General features: G+C 70.3%; 20 protein-coding genes. 15 read left to right on the forward strand and 5 right to left on the reverse strand.

Going from position 1 to position 20762, the window contains the following annotated elements; genetic code table 11:
- Positions 1–8 precede the first annotated feature (8 nt).
- The 8 genes from ACFO5K_RS05975 to ACFO5K_RS06010 all read left to right on the forward strand — a co-directional run bounded on the left by ACFO5K_RS05975 (position 9) and on the right by ACFO5K_RS06010 (position 9089).
- Complete coding sequence (locus ACFO5K_RS05975) at positions 9–2120, forward strand: primosomal protein N' (RefSeq protein WP_378556966.1); 2112 nt, start codon at positions 9–11, stop codon at positions 2118–2120.
- Between the two features lie 102 nt (positions 2121–2222).
- On the forward strand, positions 2223–2999 hold the full coding sequence (locus ACFO5K_RS05980) for an acyl-CoA thioesterase domain-containing protein (RefSeq protein WP_378556969.1): 777 nt from the start codon (positions 2223–2225) through the stop codon (positions 2997–2999).
- Between the two features lie 230 nt (positions 3000–3229).
- Positions 3230–3895, forward strand: a complete 666-nt coding sequence (locus ACFO5K_RS05985) for a PadR family transcriptional regulator (protein WP_378556972.1) — start codon at positions 3230–3232, stop codon at positions 3893–3895.
- A gap of 62 nt (positions 3896–3957) precedes the next feature.
- Positions 3958–4977 (forward strand): esterase/lipase family protein, encoded by a 1020-nt coding sequence (locus tag ACFO5K_RS05990; RefSeq protein ID WP_378556975.1) that lies wholly within the window; start codon positions 3958–3960, stop codon positions 4975–4977.
- Between the two features lie 86 nt (positions 4978–5063).
- Entirely contained in the window at positions 5064–5603 is a 540-nt protein-coding gene (def, locus tag ACFO5K_RS05995; RefSeq protein ID WP_378556978.1) for a peptide deformylase, read from the forward strand.
- On the forward strand, positions 5603–6526 hold the full coding sequence (gene fmt, locus ACFO5K_RS06000; RefSeq protein ID WP_378556981.1) for a methionyl-tRNA formyltransferase: 924 nt from the start codon (positions 5603–5605) through the stop codon (positions 6524–6526). The genes def and fmt overlap by 1 nt, the downstream gene beginning before the upstream one ends.
- A 799-nt stretch (positions 6527–7325) precedes the next feature.
- Complete coding sequence (locus tag ACFO5K_RS06005; protein WP_378557681.1) at positions 7326–8651, forward strand: RsmB/NOP family class I SAM-dependent RNA methyltransferase; 1326 nt, start codon at positions 7326–7328, stop codon at positions 8649–8651.
- Between the two features lie 93 nt (positions 8652–8744).
- Complete coding sequence (locus ACFO5K_RS06010) at positions 8745–9089, forward strand: MmcQ/YjbR family DNA-binding protein (RefSeq protein ID WP_378556984.1); 345 nt, start codon at positions 8745–8747, stop codon at positions 9087–9089.
- Between the two features lie 27 nt (positions 9090–9116).
- Here ACFO5K_RS06010 and ACFO5K_RS06015 read toward each other — a convergent pair whose 3' ends face one another.
- Both ACFO5K_RS06015 and ACFO5K_RS06020 read right to left on the reverse strand, forming a co-directional pair.
- Entirely contained in the window at positions 9117–9983 is an 867-nt protein-coding gene (locus ACFO5K_RS06015) for an RNA polymerase sigma factor SigF (protein WP_378556987.1), read from the reverse strand.
- Positions 9983–10405 (reverse strand): ATP-binding protein, encoded by a 423-nt coding sequence (locus ACFO5K_RS06020; protein ID WP_378556990.1) that lies wholly within the window; start codon positions 10403–10405, stop codon positions 9983–9985. The genes ACFO5K_RS06015 and ACFO5K_RS06020 overlap by 1 nt, the downstream gene beginning before the upstream one ends.
- A gap of 97 nt (positions 10406–10502) precedes the next feature.
- On the opposite strand from ACFO5K_RS06020, the gene rpe reads away from it, so the two are divergent.
- Positions 10503–11159, forward strand: coding sequence for a ribulose-phosphate 3-epimerase (gene rpe / locus ACFO5K_RS06025; RefSeq protein ID WP_378557684.1), 657 nt, complete (start codon positions 10503–10505; stop codon positions 11157–11159).
- 6 nt (positions 11160–11165) lie between these two features.
- On the opposite strand, the gene ACFO5K_RS06030 is transcribed toward rpe, so the two are convergent.
- Positions 11166–11624, reverse strand: coding sequence for a hypothetical protein (locus tag ACFO5K_RS06030; RefSeq protein WP_378556993.1), 459 nt, complete (start codon positions 11622–11624; stop codon positions 11166–11168).
- A gap of 330 nt (positions 11625–11954) precedes the next feature.
- Here ACFO5K_RS06030 and ACFO5K_RS06035 point away from each other — a divergent pair, with 330 nt between their 5' ends.
- From ACFO5K_RS06035 to ACFO5K_RS06050, 4 genes are all read left to right on the forward strand, one after another.
- Positions 11955–12578: a riboflavin synthase gene (locus tag ACFO5K_RS06035; protein WP_378556996.1), complete on the forward strand. Its 624-nt coding sequence runs from the start codon at positions 11955–11957 to the stop codon at positions 12576–12578.
- 125 nt (positions 12579–12703) lie between these two features.
- Complete coding sequence (locus ACFO5K_RS06040; RefSeq protein ID WP_378556999.1) at positions 12704–13948, forward strand: bifunctional 3,4-dihydroxy-2-butanone-4-phosphate synthase/GTP cyclohydrolase II; 1245 nt, start codon at positions 12704–12706, stop codon at positions 13946–13948.
- Between the two features lie 40 nt (positions 13949–13988).
- Complete coding sequence (gene ribH / locus ACFO5K_RS06045; protein ID WP_378557002.1) at positions 13989–14465, forward strand: 6,7-dimethyl-8-ribityllumazine synthase; 477 nt, start codon at positions 13989–13991, stop codon at positions 14463–14465.
- Between the two features lie 2 nt (positions 14466–14467).
- A complete protein-coding gene (locus ACFO5K_RS06050; protein WP_378557005.1) occupies positions 14468–14953 on the forward strand; it encodes a PH domain-containing protein in 486 nt (161 codons plus the stop codon).
- A 116-nt stretch (positions 14954–15069) separates the two neighbouring features.
- Here ACFO5K_RS06050 and ggt read toward each other — a convergent pair whose 3' ends face one another.
- On the reverse strand, positions 15070–17022 hold the full coding sequence (gene ggt / locus ACFO5K_RS06055) for a gamma-glutamyltransferase (protein ID WP_378557008.1): 1953 nt from the start codon (positions 17020–17022) through the stop codon (positions 15070–15072).
- Positions 17023–17143: 121 nt separating this feature from the next.
- Here ggt and ACFO5K_RS06060 point away from each other — a divergent pair, with 121 nt between their 5' ends.
- Positions 17144–17836: an HAD family hydrolase gene (locus ACFO5K_RS06060; RefSeq protein ID WP_378557011.1), complete on the forward strand. Its 693-nt coding sequence runs from the start codon at positions 17144–17146 to the stop codon at positions 17834–17836.
- A gap of 48 nt (positions 17837–17884) precedes the next feature.
- On the opposite strand, the gene ACFO5K_RS06065 is transcribed toward ACFO5K_RS06060, so the two are convergent.
- Entirely contained in the window at positions 17885–18298 is a 414-nt protein-coding gene (locus ACFO5K_RS06065) for a hypothetical protein (protein ID WP_378557014.1), read from the reverse strand.
- Positions 18299–18556: 258 nt separating this feature from the next.
- Between ACFO5K_RS06065 and uvrC the strand changes: the two genes are divergently transcribed.
- The gene (gene uvrC / locus ACFO5K_RS06070; protein WP_378557017.1) at positions 18557–20641 is read left to right on the forward strand and encodes an excinuclease ABC subunit UvrC; all 2085 of its coding nucleotides are present in this window, start codon (positions 18557–18559) and stop codon (positions 20639–20641) included.
- Positions 20642–20762 lie beyond the last annotated feature (121 nt).

Genomic DNA, 20762 nt, shown 5'->3' on the forward strand with positions numbered 1-20762 from the left:
AGGACCGCGTGGCAGCGGAGGAACCACCGACAGCAGCGGGACACCCGATCGCCCGGGTGCTCCCGCTGCTGTCGCCTGCCCACCTGGACCGCGACTTCGACTATCTCGTCCCACCCGAACTCGATGAGATCGCCCGACCCGGCGTGCGAGTGCGGGTGCGCTTCGCCGGGCGCCTCGTGGACGGCTACCTGCTCGAACGTCTCCCGCACACCGAGCACACCGGCAAAATGGTGAAGCTCGAACGTGTCGTCTCCCCGGAACGCGTCCTCACTCCCGATATCCTGCGCCTGGCCACCGCCGTCGCCACCCGCTACGCGGGCACCCGCGCCGACGTGTTGCGCCTGGCCATCCCGCCCCGTCATGCCCGCACCGAAAACGGTGGGGCCAAGAAGACCGCTGCTGCCCAGGATGGCGGATCGCATACGGGCGAGCAGAGTTCGTCGTCAGCTGCCGGCCGTTCCGATCCGAGCGTCGATGAGCACGGGCTGGTCGCCGCCGGGGCGGGAACGCAACCGCCTACCTCCCTGGACGCGTCGGCGTGGGATCGGTACCTGTACGGCGGTGCCTTTGTCGGCGCGCTGGCGCAGGGGCGGGGGCCGCGGGCGGCATGGCAAGCGATGCCGGGCGAGGACTGGGCGGCCCGGTTGGCCGAGCTCGCGGCGACCGTGGTGGCCGGTGGGCGCGGGGCGGTACTGCTGGTGCCGGACCAGCGGGACCTGGATCGAGTGCTCGCCGAATGCATTCGGCTAGTGGGGGATTCGGCCGTCGGGTTGTCGGCCGGGCTGGGACCGGCCGCGCGGTACCGGCGGTGGTTGGCGGTGCTGCGCGGACAGGCGCGCATCGTTGTCGGTACGCGGGCCGCGGTGTTCGCACCAGTGCGTGATCTCGGCTTGATCGCCATCTGGGACGACGGCGACGACACCTACGCCGAACCCCGCGCCCCCTACCCGCACGCCAGGGAAGTGGCGATGCTGCGCGCCCACGAGACCGGGGCGGCCTTCGTCGCGGCCGGTTTCGCCCGCACCGCCGAGATCCAAGCCGTGGTCGAATCCGGTTGGGCACGCGACCTGCTCGCTGAACGGCAGACCCTGCGCGAGGTGATGCCACGCATCAGCGCGCCCGGCGACAGCGATTTCGCGCTGGAACGCGACGCGCTCGCCCGCGCCGTACGCATCCCCGGTGTCGCCTTCGCGGCCGCGCGCGCCGCCATCAAGGAGAACGCGGCGGTGCTGGTGCAGGTGCCACGACGCGGGTACGTGCCGTCGCTGGCCTGCGCGAAGTGCCGCGCCCCCGCCCGCTGCCGACATTGCCACGGCCCGTTGGCATTACCGCAGTCGAGCACCGGGGAGGCCGCCAGTCCGCACTGCAAATGGTGCGGCATCACCGAGGCGGCGTTCCGCTGTCAGGCGTGCGGTGCCCGCGCCCTGCGCGCCATGGTGATCGGTGCTTCGCGCACCGCCGAAGAGCTCGGACGGGCCTTTCCCGGCGTGCCGATCCGGGGGTCCGGTGGTGGGGAAGTGCTCGACAGTGTCGAGCCGGGGGCGCAGGTCGTGGTCGCCACGGTCGGGGCCGAACCGCTGGTGCCCGGCGGTTACGGGGTGGCGCTGCTGCTCGACGGGTGGGCCCTGCTCGGCCGGGCCGACCTGCGTGCCACCGAGGACACCCTGCGCCGCTGGATGGGCGCGGCCGCCCTGGTCCGCCCGCGCGGCCAGGTGATCGTGATGGCCGAACCGTCGCTGCCCACCGTGCAGGCCCTGGTGCGCTGGGACCCGGTCAACCATGCCGCCGCCGAACTCGAGGCCCGCGCCGAGGTGGGGTTTCCGCCTGCCGTGCGGCTGGCCGCGATCGACGGGACCACCGCTTCGATCGCCGAACTGCTCGAGGCCGCACAGCTGCCCGACCTCGTGGAAGTGCTTGGCCCGGTGCCCCTGCCGCCGACGGCGCGCAAACCGTTCTCCGGTTCCGACGAACCCGCCGAGGTCGAACGCATGCTGCTGCGGGTCGCGCGATCCGCGGGCACCCCGCTGGCGCGGGCGCTCACCGCGGCGCAGGGGGTACGCAGTTCGCACCGGTCCGACGCACCGTTGCGGGTGCAGATCGACCCGGTCGACATCGGCTGAGGCGCACCACCGCCGCGACCGGGCCCCGCCCTGTCCTACGATGGCGCGGGGCGAGTGGAGAGGATCGTGGTGGAGTTCTTCACGACACGCGATGGACAGTATGTGCCGAGTCAACTGGCGGTCAGCCGCTGGTCACCGAACCAACTGCACGGTGTCGCGGTGTGTGGCCTGCTCGCCACCGAAGCCGAGAAGCACAGTCCTGGAGCAGGGTTCGTTCCCGCCAAGTTCACCGTCGACCTCTTCCAGCAGGTGTGCGCCGAACCGATCGAACTGCGCAGTGCGGTGGTGCGCACCGGTAACCGGATCAAGGTCGCCGACGCCTGGCTCGTCCAGCAGGGCCGGACCCGTGCCAGAGCCTCGGTGACCTTCCTCGCCGCCACCGAGGACCCGCCCGGCACGGTCTGGCGACCGCCGCACACCCTGCCGGTCCCGGACCAGCGCCTCGATCACCCCGAGGGCGCCACACCGCTGTTCAAATCCGGCGACGCGGACTGGATCACCGACTTCGCCACTGTCCGTGACGCCGAACGCAAGGTCGCCTGGCACAACCTGCCCACCCTGGTGGCCGGCGCGCCGTTCTCCCCTTTTCAGCGTGCGGCCGCGATCGGCGACCTCACGAATCTGGTCTGCCACTGGGGTTCGCACGGTGTCGGCTACATCAACGCCGACATGACCCTCACTCTGTCGCGGCTACCGGCGGGCCCGGAGCTGGGCTTGCAAGCGCTCGACCATGTCGCCGACGCGGGGGTCGCGGTGAGCACGGCCTCGCTCTACGACCGTGCGGGCAGGCTGGGCACCTGCATGATCACCGCCATCGCCAATGATCGCCGCCGCTCGGTCGCGCCGCGCGGCGCGACGGTCGCCGCGGCCGCCGAATAGGGCCGCTGGTCCGTCCGATCGAGCGCCTCGACCATGGTCGGGGCGCGTTCGTCGCGTGCGCACACGAGCCGGTCCCAGTTCTCCGGTCCGGCGGTCTGCTCGAGCGTGCCGACGCTGTCGCCGTGTGTCGACGGCCTCTCTCGTGCATCGCGATTACCCCTTGCTGAAGATGCATTGTCGATATATCGTTGATAGAGTCAAGGACATCGAGAGAGCCCGAGGAGGCTGTCATGCATCACCCAGAAGAACGAGAATTCGGACACTTCAGGCGGGGTCACGGACCGGGCCACCCGGAATTCGGGCCCGACCGGCGGCACTTCCGCCGCGGCGGCAGGCCCGGGCACGGCCCCGAGTTCGGTCCCGGTTTCGGCCCGGGCTTCGGGCCCGGCTTCGGCCGCGGACGCGGCCGTGGTGGCCGCGGCAGGCGTGGCGACGTGCGGGCCGCGGTGCTGCTGTTGCTCGCCGAGCGGCCCATGCACGGATATGAACTCATCCAGCAGATCCGCGACCGCAGCGACGACATCTGGCGCCCCAGCCCCGGCTCCATCTACCCCGCATTGGCCCAGCTCGAGGACGAGGGACTGGTCCTCATCGAGAAGGTCGCCGGCCGCAAGACCGCACAGCTGACCGGCGCGGGCAAGGCCCATCTCGAGGCTCATCGCGAGGAACTGGGCGATCCGTGGGCCGAGGTGCGAGACGATGTGGGCGCCCAGGCGCTGGATCTGCGCGGTCTGGTCGGACAGGTCATGGGCGCGGTCGGGCAGGTCGCTCAGGTCGGTACCCCGGAACAGGCCGCCAGGGCGGCCGAGGTGCTCACCGAGACCCGTCGAACCCTGTATCGCATTCTCGCCGAAGACGATCCGGCCCCCGGCCCCAGCGCAACCCCCGAGAACTGAGGGCGGCGCGCACCCGCCCGCCGGGGTGCGGAAGCCGGTCCGATGGAGTAGATCTTTGGAGTATGGAACAGCCGCGAGGTGTGTGGGGTTGGGGAAGATCACAACTGGGCAGGGCGGTGCCGTTGAAGGCATTGGCCTGCGCGGCGGCGATCGGGGTGGCACTGGCCCCGGTCGCGGCCGCTGAACCGGCGGGCTACCGGCCGCCCGTCGTGCCCACCGATCCGGGACCGGTACAAACCGACCATCTGGCCGCGGCTCGCTACATCAAGGACAACCCTGATGCGGTTCCCCTGGGGGTCAACGACTTCGAGTGCACTCCCACCGCCGGGCACCCGCGCCCGGTGATCCTCGTGCACGGTACCGACTCGAGTGCGTACTCCGACTACGCGGGTATCGGACCGCGACTGGTTTCGGCCGGATTCTGTGTCTTCGCGCTGAACTACGGCGGCGCCCCGGGCGCGGACACCTACGGCACCGAGGACATGCGGGTCAGCTTCGCCCAGCTCGCCGCCTTCGTCGAAAACGTACGCACCGCCACCGGAGCGGCGAAGGTGGACCTGGTCGGGTTCTCGCAGGGTGCGAACGTCAGCCGGTACTACGTCAACAAGCTCGGCGGCGCAGCGAAGGTCGGCACCTGGGTCGGGTTGGCCTCGCCCAGCTACGGCGGTGTGATGTACGGCCTGGTCCCGGTCGGGCAGGCGGTGCCGGGCATGATGGACGTCTACGCCAAGGTCACCTCGAAGGCCGCCGTGCAGCAGGCGCAGGGCGAACCCATCATGGTCGAGCTCAACGCCGGTGGTGACACCGTGCCAGGTGTCCGTTACGTCACCGTGGGCAGCCGTGTCGACGAGATGATCCAGCCGTTCGAGAACATCGCCCTGCACGGGCCGGGCGCGCAGAACCTCGTGCTGCAGGACCTGTGCGCCGACAACCTGACCGGCCATTTCAACCTTGTCTACGACCCGTTCGTTCAGCAATTGCTGCTCAATGTGCTCGACCCGCAGCGGGCGGTGCCGCCGGTGTGTGAGCCGGTGGCGCTGGGCACCGGGATCCCGCAGGTCATCATCGCCGGCAACTCCTGAGGTCCGCGCCGGACACGGCGGACGGGAGCACCCCCGGCGGGTCTCTAGAATGGGGCGACCGCCATTCGTCCTCCCCGGGAGCCGCCGTGACCATTCAGCCCGTTCGCCTGTTCGGCGATCCCATCCTGCGCTCGCGTGCCGACGTGGTCACCGAGTTCGGCGCCGAGCTCACGCAGCTGGTCGCCGATCTCACCGAGACCATGCACGACGACGGCGGGGTCGGGATGGCGGCGCCGCAGATCGGCGTCGGGCTGCGCGTGTTCGTCTACGACACCGGCGACGCCGCCGGGCACGTGGTGAACCCGCAGTGGACGCCGATCGGCGCCGACGAACAGATCGGCCCCGAAGGCTGCCTGTCGATCCCGGGCGTGCGCTACGACGTGTGCCGTGCCCAGCGCGTGGCCGTCACCGGCGTCGACAGTGCCGGTGCCCCGGTGGAATTCGAGGCCGAAGGGCTGCTCGCCCGCTGCGTGCAACACGAGACCGACCATCTCGACGGCGTGCTGTTCATCAACCGCCTCGAGCCCGCCGATCGCAAGGACGCGATGCGCACCATCCGCGAATCCGACTGGTTCCGCGCCGGTGTCACCGTCCGCGAATCCAGCGGCGTGGGCGGTGGCCGCTGATGCGCCTGGTCTTCGCCGGTACTCCCGAACCGGCCGTCCCGTCGCTGCGCAGGCTGCTCGACAGCGACCGCCACGAAGTCGTCGCCGTGGTCACCCGGCCCGACGCGGTCGCCGGTCGCGGCCGCAAGATCATGCGCTCCCCGGTGGGCCGGCTCGCCGACGAGCACGGCATCCCGGTGTACACCCCCGGTAAACCCACCGACCCCGAATTCGTCGACGCGCTCACCGAGCTGGCGCCGGACTGCTGCCCGGTGGTCGCCTACGGCGCGCTGCTGCCCCAGCAGGTCCTCGACATCCCCACGCACGGCTGGATCAACCTGCACTTCTCGCTGCTGCCCGCGTGGCGCGGTGCCGCACCGGTGCAGGCGGCGATCAAAGCCGGTGACGAGATGACCGGTGCGTCGACCTTCCAGATCGAGGCGGGTCTGGACACCGGCCCGGTGTTCGGGGTGATGACCGAGAAGATCGGCACCACCGACACCGCGGGCGAACTGCTCGCCCGCCTGGCCGAGGCGGGCGCGGTGCTGCTGGAGAAGACCATGGACGGCGTGGCAGACGGGACGCTGCAAGCGGTCCCGCAGTCCCACGACGGCGTGACCTACGCACCGAAAGTGACCGTGGAGGCAGGCCGGGTCCGGTTCGACGAACCCGCGCTGGCCATCCAGCGTCACATCCGCGCCGTGACCCCGGCGCCCGGTGCGTGGACCGAGGTGAACGGGCTGCGCCTCAAACTCGGCCCGGTGGAGATGGTGGAGGAAACCTTGCCCGAAAACGAGATCGAGGTGCGCAAATCCGGCGTCTTCGTCGGAACGTCGACCACAGCGGTCCGTCTCGGCCAGGTGCAGCCACCCGGTAAGAAGATGATGAACGCCCTCGACTGGGCTCGCGGTGCCCGGCTGACCCCCGGCGCGGTGATCGGATGAGTACCCGTGCCACATCGGCCGTGCCGGTGCCGAGCCTGCGCGAGGTGCGCGCATGAGCGCCTCCGACCGCCGTCGCCGCCGCGAAGCCGACGCCGCGAAGGGCGCCGCGCCCCGCGACGACCGCAAACCCACCGGCAAAGGCGGGGACCCGGGCGGTAGCTCCCGCGACGACCGCAAACCCCGTGGGGCAGGCGGGGACCCGGGCGGTAGCTCCCGCGACGACCGCAAACCCGGTGGCGAAGGGCGTGGCGGTGCTCGGCGTGCCGACCGCAGGCCCTCCGGGGGAGGTGGGCAGTCGCGTGGTAGTAGTCCCCGTGACGACCGCAAGATCACCGGCAAGAACGTCGACGGCGGTTGGGCCGCCCGCGCCGCGAAGGGCACCACCACCCCGCGCTCGGACGGCGACCGCTGGACCGGCCGCGACGACCGCGGCGGCTCCGGTCGCCCCCGCCGCGACGACGACCGCCCGGGTTTCGGTGGCGGCCCGCGCAACCATGAAGTGGGCAATCAGCGCGGCGACTCTTCGCGCTCGGGTGCGGCCCGCCGTGAGGACGACCGCCCAGGCTTCGGCCGTGGCGCGTCGCGCTCTGGTGCAGCTCGCGGTGAGGACGACCGCCCAGGTTTCGGCCGGGGCGCGGATGACCGAGCGCCGGGTCGCGGCGCGGGTGATTCGCGTGGTCGTGGTTCGGTCGGCAAAACGGGCACTCGCGGTGCGGGGGCAGGCAAGGCGCCCGTACAGCGTCGCCCCGAGCGGCCCGATCCCAGCGTCCCCAGTCCGCGTAAGCGGCGCGGTGAGCCTGTGGATCCGGCGCGTGAGGTCGCCCTCGACGTGTTGCGCGCGGTACGCGAGCGCGATGCCTATGCCAACCTCGCCCTGCCGAAGTTGTTGCGCGAGCGCAAGATCAGCGGACGTGATGCGGCGTACGCGACCGAGCTCACCTATGGCACGAGCCGTTCGCAGGGGCAGCTCGACGCCGTGATCGCGGCCTGCGCGGGCCGCCCCGTCGAGGAGATCGACGGGCCCATCCTCGATATCCTGCGCCTGGGCGTCTACCAGTTGCTGCGCACCCGGACCAGCGCGCATGCCGCGGTGGACACCTCCGTCGACCTGGCCAGTGCCGAATTCGGGCAGGGCCGTGCCGGTTTCGTCAACGCCGTGCTGCGGCGGGCGGGGGAGAAGACCGCCGAACAGTGGATCACCGAGTTGGCCCCCGCCGACCCGGTCGGCAAGCTCGCTTTCGAACACGCGCACCCGAAGTGGATCGCCCAGTCCTTCGCCGACGCGCTCGGCGCCGAGGCCGGTGAGCTCGGCGAACTACTCGCCGCCGACGACGAACGCCCGGTGGTGCACCTGGTCGCCCGGCCCGGTGACATCACCGCCGAGGAGCTCGCCCTGGTCACCGGCGGCGAGGAAGGGCGCTGGTCGCCGTACGCGGTGTACCTCGACGGTGGCGATCCGGGTCTGCTCGAACCCGTGCGCGACGGCATCGCCGGCGTGCAGGACGAGGGCAGCCAGCTCGTTGCCCTGGCGCTCACCCGGGCGCCGCTCGACGGTCCGGATCAGGGGCGCTGGCTCGACCTGTGCGCCGGTCCCGGGGGCAAGGCAGCGCTGCTGGGCGCCCTGGCCGCGATCGACCTGTTCACCGTCGACGCCGTCGAACCCGCCGAACACCGAGCCGAGCTGGTCCGCAAGTCCACTCGCGGCCTGCCCGTCACCGTGCACGTCACCGACGGGCGCGACAGCGGTCTGACTCCCGGCTACGACCGCATCCTCGTCGACGCACCGTGTACCGGCCTGGGCGCACTGCGCCGCCGCCCCGAGGCTCGCTGGCGCCGCACCCCGGCCGACGTCCCGGAACTGGTCACCCTGCAGCGCGAGTTGCTCACCGCCGCTTGGGATCTGCTGCGCCCCGGCGGGGTGGTGGTCTATTCCACCTGCTCACCGCACTTGTCCGAAACGGTGTCGGTGGTCGCCGATTTCGTGCGCCGCACCGGCGCCGAACAACTCGACACCCGCGACTACCTCCCCGGCGTCACGGGCCTGGGCGAGGGCCCCTCAGCCCAGCTGTGGCCGCACCGGCACGGCACCGACGCCATGTTCGTCGCCGCGTTGCGCAAGCAGTAGACCGAACACGATTCGACGGCGCCGCTCCCACCCGGGGGCGGCGCCGTTCCATTCATCCGAGCGCACGTGATCGCCGAAGCGGAGAATCGATGCATGACGATGACATGGGAACAGGTGGTGGCAGTCGCGACAGCACTGCCCGGCACGGAAGAAAGTACCTGGTGGAACAGTCCCGGCCTGAAAGTGGGCGGGAAGGGCTTCGCGCGGTTGCGCGTCGAAGCCGAGGGCGGACTGGCCCTGCTCTGTGAGCTCGCGGAGAAGGAGGCGCTGCTGGCCTCGGGGGACCCGGCGTTCTACACCACACCGCACTACGACGGGCATCCGTTCGTGCTCGTGGATCTCGCGGTGGTCGACCCGCGACAGCTGGCCGAATTGATCGACAGCGCCTGGTGGTTGCGGGCGCCGGCACGGCTGCGCCGCGAACGTTCGCGCGCGTAGGGGACGACGTTGTCCCGGCGGCGGTCGTCAGTCCCGCTCGGACAGTTCCCGCAGGCGGGCAAGGGTTTTCGCGAGAATTCGCGAGACGTGCATCTGGGAGATGCCGAGCTGGTTCGCGATCTGGGTCTGGGTCATCGACTCGAAGAATCGCATGGTGAGGATGCGGCGTTCGCGTTCGGGCAGGCCGGCCAGCAGCGGGCGCACCGCGATGTATTCCTCTACCCGGTCGAACTGGGACTCTTCCTCGCCGAGGGTGTCGAGCAGGGAGGCGTCGCTGTCGCGGCCCACCGAGGCGGCATCGATCGAGGTGGGCTGGTAGGCATTGCCCGCGATGACGGCCTGGGTCACCTCGTCGGGGTCGACATCGAGCTCGGCCGCGATCTCCTTGGCCGTGGGGGCGCGGCCGAGCCGCTGCGACAACTGGTCCACGGCGGCGCCGATGCGCAGGTGGGTCTCCTTGACCCGGCGCGGAACCCGCATGGCCCAGGTGTGGTCGCGGAAGTAGCGCCGCACCTCACCCATGATCGTGGGCACCGCGAAGGACAGGAAGTTCGAGCCACGGCTCAGATCGAACCGGTCCACCGCGTGCACCAGCCCCACCCGCGCCACCTGCGACAGGTCGTCGAAAGGCTCACCGCGCCCACTGAACTTGCGGGCGATGTGATCGGCCAGTGGAATACACCGGTTGATCAGCGCGTCTCTGGCCACCGCGTGCGCGGTGCTGCCGGGTTCGGTGGCGGCCAGCCGTTCGAACAGGGCGCTGACGTCGTCGTAGCCGGAGACGGGCTCGTGCGGTTCCTCGGCCGGGGTCTGCTCGGCGGCTTCGGCCTGCGGCGCGGGTTCGGGTGTCTGCTGGTCGGGCTTGTGATCTTCGGTGGTGTCCTCGCCGTGCACTACGCCTTCCCCCGCACCCGACGGATGCGGACCGTCGTCGGATAACCGGAGACGGCGGGGTCGAAGCCCTGCTGCTCGGCGTTCACTTCGTCGCTGAGCGTGCGCAGCACGTGCCAGCCGAAACTACGCTGATCAGGCATCCCCTCGTTGCCGGCCACCCCCTCGACCCGCACCAGCAGTTCGGTCTCGCCCACGACGAATTCACAGGTCAGCATCGAACCGGGCGCGGCGATCGCGATCAGCGTCGAGCACACCTCGTCCACGGCCAGACGCACGTCGGCCACCTCGTCGAGGGTGAAATCACTGAGTAGGACCAGTGTTTCGGCCAGCCCGCGCAGAATGGGCAGCTGGGTCAGCGATGCTGCCACGCGAATCTCCACCGGGGCGCTGAAGAGCCCTTGTTCTGCCGAAATATTGGTCACGATATGCAGGCTACCCATAACTGGGCGGGCAATCACCTTGCGGTCGCTACACTTGCGGGCTGTGTCCACATCGACGTTCTCCCGCCCGGCCCAGCCGATGATCGCCCCGTCCATCCTGTCCGCGGACTTCGCGAACCTGGCTGCCGAGGCCGCCGCCGTCGAGGGGTGCGACTGGTTGCACGTCGACGTGATGGACGGCCACTTCGTACCGAACCTGACTCTCGGACTGCCCGTGGTGCAGAGCTTGCTGAAGGCCACCACCATCCCGTTCGACTGCCACCTGATGATCGACGACCCGGGCCGCTGGGCGCCGGGCTACGCCGAGGCCGGTGCCCACAACGTCACCTTCCACGCCGAGGCGACCGACGATCCGATCGCGGTGGCCCGCGACATCCGGGCAGCGGGCGCGCTCGCCGGGCTGTCGGTGAAGCCGAAGACCCCGATCGAGCCCTATCTGGAAATTCTGCGCGAATTCGACACTCTGCTGGTGATGAGCGTCGAACCCGGTTTCGGTGGGCAGTCCTTCATCGCCGACGTGCTGGAAAAAGCGCGGATCGTGCGCAATCTCGTCGACGCGGGCGAATTGCGGCTCGTCGTGGAAATCGACGGCGGCATCAATACCGACACCATCGAACAGGCCGCCGCGGCCGGTATCGATTGTTTCGTCGCCGGTTCGGCGGTGTACAACACCGCCGATCCCGGCGCCGCCGTGCAGACGCTGCGCAATATGGCAACAGCCGCCTGGTTGCGGTAGCTGCGGCTAGAGGCGTTCGTGGGTGCCGAGGACGGCGTCGAGCACCGCGGGTAACGGCGGCCGGTGGTCGCCGGCCTCGGGAGCCTGCACCCAGGTGCGGTAGCCGGTGCGCTCGTCGTCGGGGGAGGGCAGCACGATGTGGCTGCCCACGCACGCGACCGTGGCGTAGAGGCGGAACAGCTCGGCCGAGGTGGTCGGTGTCAGCGCGTCGGGGCTGCCCGGACCGGTGAGGAAGGTCCAGCAGCTGGCGCGCGGATGGTCGACGACCGGACCGGCGACGGCCTCCTCGCGCAACCGGGCCTGCACCCGCTCGCCGAGATCACCCGGCATGGTGACCGCGCCGTAGTGCGTGCCGATCTGTAACAGGATGCGCCGGGAATCCGGATCGATGGTCGCGGGTAGATGTAATTCCCGCCGATAGCGGACGCAGCGCATTTCCAGTGTGGAATCCAGTAATGTGCTCACGCGGCAGCCTCACATGTGTCGAACCTGTTGTGACCCACAGTGTTGTCTGACTTCCTCGAGTGGTGGACTTTCCCTGGGTCGAACTTCCGGCGGCTTTTCCTTGAACAGCCGGAATCGGTGACGTAACAATATTGCTTCAGCGGCGCGCCGCTGGCAAGCCTCCGCACCGCAATATCGCGTCCTGTTTCCGGGCGCCCCTACGGGCCTGCGGTCGGGTTCAGTCGGCGCCCACCCCGCCGTTAGGCTGTGCCCGAACGGGTACCGGGAATAGCGGTCACCCACCTGCTGTTGGGCCCAACGGGCACAGATGACGCGACAAGGGAGTCAGGCATGTTCACAGGGATCGTCGAGGAACTGGGCGAGATCGTGGCCACCGAAGAGCTGGCCGACGCCGCCCGGTTGACGATCCGCGGCAAGCTGGTGACTTCCGATGCCGGACACGGCGACTCGATCGCCGTCAACGGCGTGTGCCTGACCGTCGTCGACGTGCTCGACGGCGGCAGCTTCACCGTCGACGTGATGGCCGAAACCCTCAACCGTTCCAGCATCGGCGCGCTGGTGCCGGGCTCGCGGGTCAACCTCGAACGCGCCGCCGCCCTCGACAGCCGCCTCGGCGGTCACCTCGTGCAGGGCCACGTCGACGGCACCGGCACCGTGCTCGCCCGCACCCCTTCGGAGAACTGGGAGGTCGTGCGCATCTCGCTGCCCGACGCGATCGCCCGCTATGTGGTGCAGAAGGGCTCGATCACCGTCGACGGTGTCTCGCTCACCGTGTCCGGTCTCGGCATCGCCGACGACCCGGCGACCGACGGCAGTCGCGACTGGTTCGAGGTGTCACTGATCCCGACCACCTTGGCGCTGACCGTGCTGGGCACCGCACCGGTCGGTACCACCGTGAACCTCGAGGTCGACGTCATCGCCAAGTACGTCGAACGCCTCGCGCAACGCGGCTGACCCGCACGCGCGCCGGGCCCCACCGGGTGGACCGGGCGCACGCCGTACTGTAGTAGTCATTGCCATCCCCAGGGTCGGCCGAGAAACTCGCGGCGTCAGCCGCCAAGATTACGGAGCAAGCAGACGTGACCAGGTTGGACAGCATCGAGCGCGCGGTCGCCGATATCGCGGCCGGCAAGGCTGTTGTCGTCATCGACGACGAGGACCGGGAGAACGAAGGCGACCTCATCTTCGCGGCCGAGAAGGCCACTCCGGAGCTGGTCGCGTTCATGATCCGCTACACCTCCGGCTACATCTGCGTACCGCTGACCGCCGACGACTGTGATCGCCTCGGCCTGCCGCCCGCCTACGCGATGAACCAGGACAAGCACGGCACCGCCTACACCGTCTCGGTCGACGCCCGCGAAGGCATCACCACCGGTATCTCCGGCGCCGACCGGGCCGTCACCATGCGCCTGCTGGCCAGCGCCGAGGCCAAGGCCGACGAGTTCACCCGTCCCGGCCATGTGGTGCCGCTACGCGCCAAGGAGGGCGGTGTGCTGCGCCGCCCCGGCCACACCGAGGCCGCGGTGGACCTGGCGCGGATGGCCGGCCTGCGGCCCGCCGGGGTGATCTGCGAGATCGTCAGCCAGAAAGAAGACGGGCACATGGCCCGCACCGACGAACTGCGCGTGTTCGCCGACGAACACGACCTGGCGATGATCTCGATCGCCGACATGATCGCCTGGCGGCGCAAGCACGAGAAGCACGTGGTGCGGGTGGCCGAGGCCCGGATCCCGACCGCGCACGGTGATTTCAAGGCCGTGGGCTACCAGAGCATCTTCGACGAGCCCGAACACGTCGCGCTGGTGCGCGGCGACATCGGCGACGGCGAGGACGTGCTGGTGCGCGTGCACTCCGAATGCCTGACCGGCGACGTGTTCGGTTCGCTGCGCTGCGATTGCGGCCCGCAGCTGGACGCGGCCCTGGACATGGTCGATCAGGAGGGGCGCGGCGTCGTGCTCTACATGCGCGGCCACGAGGGCCGCGGCATCGGCCTGATGCACAAGCTGCAGGCCTACCAGCTGCAGGACACCGGTCGCGACACCGTCGACGCCAACCTCGATCTCGGCCTGCCCGCCGACGCCCGCGACTACGGCACGGGCGCCCAGATCCTGGTCGACCTCGGAATCCGGTCGATGCGCCTGCTCACCAACAACCCGGCCAAGCGCGTCGGCCTGGACGGCTACGGGCTCGCGATCACCGAGCGCGTTCCGATGCCGTTGCGCGCCAACGCCGAGAACCTGCACTACCTGCGGACCAAGCGGGATCGGATGGGCCACGACCTGGTCGGCCTCGACGACCTGGATCTGGGCGAGACCGCGCAGTGAACCTCCGCGCACCGAACACCACTTCCGAAAGGCGGCAACGATGAGCGGCACCGGTGTCCCGGCCTTCGCACTGGCCCAGGCCACAGACGTCAAACTCGGCATCGTCGCCTCCCGCTGGCACACCGAGATCTGCGACACCCTGGTGGCCAACGCGGAACGGGTCGCCACCGAAGCCGGGGTCGAGCAGGTGACCGTGGTGCGCTGCGCCGGCGCGATGGAACTGCCGGTGGTGGCCCAGGAACTGGCGCGCACCCATGACGCGGTCGTCGCCCTGGGCGTGGTGATCCGTGGTGGCACACCGCATTTCGAGTACGTCTGCGATGCGGTGACCGCGGGCCTGACGCGGGTGTCGCTGGACGCGGCCACCCCGGTGACCAACGGGGTACTCACCACCGACACCGAGGAGCAGGCACGCGATCGGGCCGGTCTGCCCGGTTCGGCCGAGGACAAGGGCGAACAGGCCTGTGCCGCCGCGCTCGACGCCGCGCTCACCCTGCGCGCGCTGCGATCGGCCTAGCCGTGCCGGTGGTGCGGACCTGGCGTCGCGGGACGCCCGAACCCGCGACGGGCTGGGAGTTCGAGGTGCGTCCGCGCCGGGCGATCCGCACCGCGGTGGTGGTCGCGATCGTCATCCTGCTCGCCTTCACCGCCGGTGGGCTGCTGTTGCGCACCGGCTCGACGGGGGTCAACTTCCGGGTGGCCGATCAGGTGGCGATGATCCTCATCGGTGTGCTCGGGGCCGGCGCGGTACTGCTGCTCACCCGGCCACGCGTGCGGGCGGGGGCGCCGGGCGTCGCGGTGCGCAACATCCTCGGTGACCAGGTGTATCCCTGGGCCTACGTCCGGGGTGCGTCGTTCCCCGACCGCAAGTCCTGGGCGCGGCTCGAGCTGGTCGACGACGATTACGTCCCCATGCTGGCGATTCGCTCCAACGACAAGGCGCACGCCGCCGACGCGATCGAACGACTTCGTGAGCTGGGCGCGCGCTACTCCGCGCCCGACTGACCCCGCCGGCCGCAGCCTGCGCGGTCCGTCTGCCCGCGACATCATGCGATCGACGTTCCGAATCAGAAAACCGACTGTCGGCAGCCCCATCGCACGATTACGCCGGGCCCGCGCCGTCAGCGCACATCGCCCAGCACCGCACCTTCGCGCCGCGGGTCCGCGCCGCCGACCCATCCGTCCATCCCCTCGCGCTGTAGCACGCTCAGACCGCTGGACTGCGGCGCCACCGACACCTCGTGGCCCATCTCCCGCAGTCGCTGTACCAGGGGGTCGTCGTCGCCGTTGTGGGCGGCATCGATGGCGGGGTGCTCACCGCCGACGCCGGTGACCGGCGTATTGCCCGCGCCGAAGGACACCGCCGACACCGCCTGCTGCGGGTCCAACCCCCAATCCAGCATGCCCACCAAGGTTTTCACGACGAACTGGATGATCACCGAGCCGCCGGGCGAACCGACCACCAGGGCGATCTCGCCGCGGTCGCCGCTGTCGTCGCGGTCGAAGACCAGGGTGGGGCTCATCGAGCTGCGCGGTCGCTTGTTCGGCTGCAGACGATTGGCGACCGGGACGCCCTCGGGATCGAGCGGATCGGCGGCGAAATCGGTGAGCTGGTTGTTGAGCAGGAATCCGTTGACGAAGTGGAACGAACCGAACGCCGACTCCACCGTGGTGGTCATGGCGGCGGCATTGCCGTATTTGTCGACGACCGAGATGTGACTGGTGCCGTGCTCGGGCGGCTGTGGCCCCTCGCCGCGCGGAGCGGGGCCGAACTCGCCCGGTTGCGCCGTACCCATGCTGCGCTGCGGGTCGATCAGCGTCGAACGCTGCTTCAGGTACTGCGGGTGCACCAGTGACAGCACCGAATCGCCCGGCAGCGGCACGAAGTCGGTGTCGGCCACGTATTTGTTGCGGTCGGCGTAGGCCAGTCGTTCGGCCTCGGCGATCAGGTGCACGGCGCGGGCGTCGGGGCGGCCGCCGTTCGCGTCGGGGTCCTGTGGGCCCAGCGCGGCCAGGTCGAAGTTGGCGAGGATGCCCATGATCGCCGCGACGGTGCTGCCACCCGAGGACGGGGCGGGCATACCGCACAGTTCGAACTTGCGGTAGCCGGTGCACACGGCGGTGCGCTCGACCGCCTCGTAGTTCGCGAGATCGGAGGTGGTGAGCAGCCCGGGGGTGCGGCCACCCTCGGTGCTGCGGACCGCCTCGACGATGTCCTGGGCCAGGGGTCCGCTGTAGAAGGCTTGCGCGCCGTCGGTCGCTACGGCCGACAGCGTTTTCGCGTAGGCGGGGTTGGTGAGCACGGTGCCCGGCTGTTTGGGAGCGCCGTCGGGGTGGAGGAAGTACGCGCGGGCGCCCCCGTCGGTGGCCAGCTGTGACGCCGACTCGGCGATCTGGGCGGCCAGCCGGGGGCTGATCTCGAAACCGCTGTCGGCCAGATCGATCGCCGGTTCGAACAGCTCCCGCCAGGTGGTCATCCCGTGCTCGCGGTGGGCGAGTTCGAGCATCCGCAGCACACCGGGTACCCCGATCGAGCGGCCGCTGGCGCGGGTGTCGGGGGCGGGCTCGGTCCGGTCGGTGTCGCTGACCCAGCGCAGATAGTTCTCGGTCGCGGCGGCGGGAGCGGTCTCGCGGCCGTCGTAGGCCTCGACCGTGCGCGCGGCCGCGTCGTAGTGCAGCAGGAACGCGCCGCCGCCGATGCCGGAGGCCTGAGGTTCCACCAAACCCAGTACGGCCTGCGCGGTGACCAGGGCATCGGTGGCGGTGCCACCGGCGCGCAGCACCCGGCACGCGGCTTCGGTGGCGAGCGGGTTGGCGGTGGAGACCGCGTAGGTGGTGGTGCGCACCGCCGTCATGCCGGTGCGGTAACCCGACGCGATCTCGGGGTTGGTGCGCAGATCCTGCGAGGTCGGCCGGGCGCCGGTGTTCGCGGGTTCGGTGGGTACCGGGGTGCCGTTCGGTGCGCTCACACACTCGGTGCCGGTGCGGCTGTCGGCCGCACATCCGGACAGCATTCCCACCGTGAGCACTGCGGCCGCCGCGGCCCCGATCCACGTCCGTCGCCTTGGCGTCATGCTGGCAGCGTAACGCCGAACTGTTGGTCGCCACGCGGATTTCCGGGTGGCGTGAGGGTCGGCGCACGTCCGCCGGGCCGAGTCGGGTCGGCGCCTTGGCCGGGCTCGCTACCCTGGTGGGATGGCCATCGACGCGGTGCTGTTCGACTTCTCCGGCACGGTATTTCGACTCGAGGACGACCCGAGCTGGGCGGACGAGCTGGTGGGGGCCGACGGCACACCGTTCGACGTGGCCGCCAAAGCCGAAGTGCTGCGCCGGATGACGGCCCCGGTCGAGCAGTTCATGACCTTCGACGCCGCGGGGCAGCACGCCTGGGACAATCGCGATCTGGATCCGGCGCTGCACCGGCACGCCTACCTCGACGTGCTGCGTGGCTCGGGGGTTCCCGACACCCAGGCCGCGCGGCTCTACGAACGGCTCATCGACCCGCTGGCCTGGACGCCCTACCCGGACACCGGGACGGTGCTCAAAGCCCTGGCAGCCCAGGGTATTCCGATCGGCGTGGTCAGCAACATCGCCTTCGACATCCGACCCGCCTTCGCCGCCGCCGGCTGGGACGCGCTGATCGGCGCGATGACACTGTCCTACGAGGTCGGTGCGATCAAGCCCGACGCGCTGATCTTCCGCGACGCCATCGACCGCCTCGGCGTCGATCCGCAGCGGGTGCTGATGGTGGGTGACAGCGCCGAAGCCGACGGCGGCGCCACCGTACTCGGCGCCCACTTCGCCCTCGTGGAACCGCTGTCGACCGCCGAGCGGCCCCGAGCCCTGATCGACGCGCTGCGCGCCCACGGGATCACCACCGAGACCTGAGGCCGGTCGCCGCGGAAGACCGAACCAGCTTGTCAGCGCGAGTGGGATTCAGCGTTCGCGGGTGAACCAGGTGCGGGCGGAGGGGCGCAGCAGCATGGCGGCGATGGCACCGTTGGCGACGATGCCGACCGCGCCCGGTGGCAGTCCGGTGAGGATGCCGGTCGACGACACCACGCACGCCAGCCCGGCGACGCCGACCGCCGCCTTGCGCACCAGATCGCCGCCGCGCCGGAACAGCGCCACCAGCGGCAGCAGGGCGAAGGTGGGCAGGTAGCCGGCGAGCAGCAGACCGAGCGAGCCGCCCAGCGCGATCGTGAGCGAGATCAGCACCAGGCCGACGGCGGCGGCGACCACGGCGACGAGCCGGGCACCGCGCACGGCACCGGGCATCATCCAGGACGGGGTCGCCTCGTCGTCGAGGTCTTCGTCGTGCGGTGACCCGAGGGCGGGAGCGTTGGTCATCGGCGGTCCTTTCCGGCACGGCAGCCGGACACCGACGCTACACAGGCCCGCCGGGGCGGCTCCGGTCGGCAAGCCCGGGGGCGGCCCGCGTCACACCCGCCGTCACCTACCCGCGCGTCGAAACCGAACCGCCGTGATCACCGACCGCGCATTCGACCGGCGCCGCGCGTCCGCTGGAACGCGCCCGGGCGAGTGGACGGTGCGCGGGCCGGAACGGACGAGAACGGAGCTGTCGGTGCCCCTCGCTAGGCTGGATGGGTGGCAGATCCCGCGACGTACCGGCCGGCGCCGGGCACCATCCCCGTCGAACCCGGTGTGTACAAGTTCCGGGACGTGCACGGGCGGGTGATCTACGTCGGCAAGGCCAAGAGCCTGCGCAGCCGATTGAACTCCTACTTCGCCGACGTGTTGTCCCTGCATCCGCGCACCAGGCAGATGGTCACCACCGCGGCCGGGGTGGAGTGGACGGTGGTGTCCACCGAGGTCGAGGCGCTACAGCTCGAGTACAACTGGATCAAGGAATTCGATCCACGCTTCAATGTGCGCTACCGCGACGACAAGTCGTACCCGGTGCTCGCGGTCACACTGAACGAGCAGTATCCGCGCCTGTTCGTCTATCGCGGTGCCCGGAAGAAGGGCGTGCGCTACTTCGGTCCCTACGCCCACGCCTGGGCCATCCGCGAGACCCTCGACCTGTTGTTGCGGGTGTTCCCCGCCCGCACCTGCTCCAACGGAGTCTTCAAGCGCCACAACCAGATCGGCCGCCCCTGCCTGCTCGGCTACATCGACAAGTGTTCGGCGCCGTGCGTGGGCCGGGTCAGCGCCGGGGAACACCGCGCGATCGTCGAGGACTTCTGCGACTTCCTGTCCGGCAAGACCGACAAGATGGTGCGCGCGCTCGAACGCCGGATGCACGAAGCCGCCGAGGACCTGGACTTCGAGACCGCCGCCCGCCTGCGCGACGACGCGCAGGCCCTGCGCCGGGCACTGGAGAAGCAGGCGGTGGTGCTGGGCACCGGCACCGATGCCGACGTGATCGCCTTCGCCACCGACGAACTCGAGGCCGCCGTCCAGATCTTCCACGTGCGCGACGGCCGGGTGCGTGGTCAGCGCGGCTGGGTGGTCGACAAGTCCGGCGACGCGCTCGATGTCGCCGAATCCGGCACCGAACTCGCGGCGCTGGTCGAACAGTTCCTCACCCAGTTCTACGGCGAGCAGGCCGCACTGGCCGAACAGAACGCGATCGCCGACCCGAACGCCGAGGTGGCGGCGGCCGCCATCGTCCCGCGCGAGGTGCTGGTCCCCGAACTGCCCGCCGACGCCGTCGAGATCCAGGAATGGCTGAGCCGGCTACGTGGTTCGGCGGTGTCGTTGCGCATCCCGCAGCGCGGCGACAAGAAGGCACTGGCCGAAACGGTCCAGCGCAACGCGGGCGAGGCGCTGGCCCAGCACAAACTCAGACGCGCGGGCGACCTCACCTCGAGATCCCAAGCGCTACAGGACATCCAGGACGCCCTCGAACTCGACAGCGCCCCGCTGCGGATCGAGTGTGTCGACATCAGCCACGTCCAGGGCACCGATGTGGTCGCCTCGCTGGTGGTGTTCGAGGACGGCTTGGCCCGCAAATCCGACTACCGCCACTACACGATCAAGGAGGCGGCGGGAGAGGGCCGCTCCGACGACGTGGGCAGCATCGCCGAGGTGACCCGGCGCCGCTTCGCCCGCCTGGCCCGCGACCGTGAACAACCGGTCGACGTCGTCACCGGTGACCTCGCCCCCGGTGACCTCGCCGCCGAGGGCCTGGCGACCGCGACCCCCGCAACGGGGGAACTCGTGGCAGAGGAGGCCGACGAACCCGCCTCGCGTCCGGGCATCGACCCGACCACCGGCCGACCACGCCGGTTCGCCTACCCGCCGAACCTCTACGTCGTCGACGGCGGCGCACCGCAGGTCGCCGCGGCCGCCGAGGTGCTCGACGACCTCGGCATCACCGATGTCGCGGTGATCGGCCTGGCCAAGCGCCTCGAAGAGGTGTGGGTGCCCGGCGAACCCGACCCGGTGATCATGCCGCGCAACAGCGAGGCGCTTTTCCTGCTGCAACGGGTGCGTGACGAGGCACACCGATTCGCCATCACCTTCCACCGCAGCAAGCGCTCACGCCGGATGACGGCGTCGGCGCTGGACTCGGTGCGCGGGCTCGGCGAAGCCAGGCGCACCGCGCTGGTGACCCATTTCGGTTCGGTCGCCCGGATCAAGGAGGCGACCGTCGAGGAGATCACCTCGGTGCCCGGCATCGGCGTCTCCACCGCCAAAGCCGTTCTCGAAGCGCTCAACAGCCCATAGCCGGCGGCGGGGTGGGATCGCAGGACGCCACATTGCGAGTGCCGTACGTTGTGTGTCTGCGCCCGATACCCGAACCGGTGCGGGATGATCGAAAGGCACCCAGAAACGGATCCGGTAGGAC

The sequence above is a fragment of the Nocardia halotolerans genome, assembly GCF_042650145.1.
Classification (GTDB): Bacteria; Actinomycetota; Actinomycetes; order Mycobacteriales; family Mycobacteriaceae; genus Nocardia; species Nocardia halotolerans.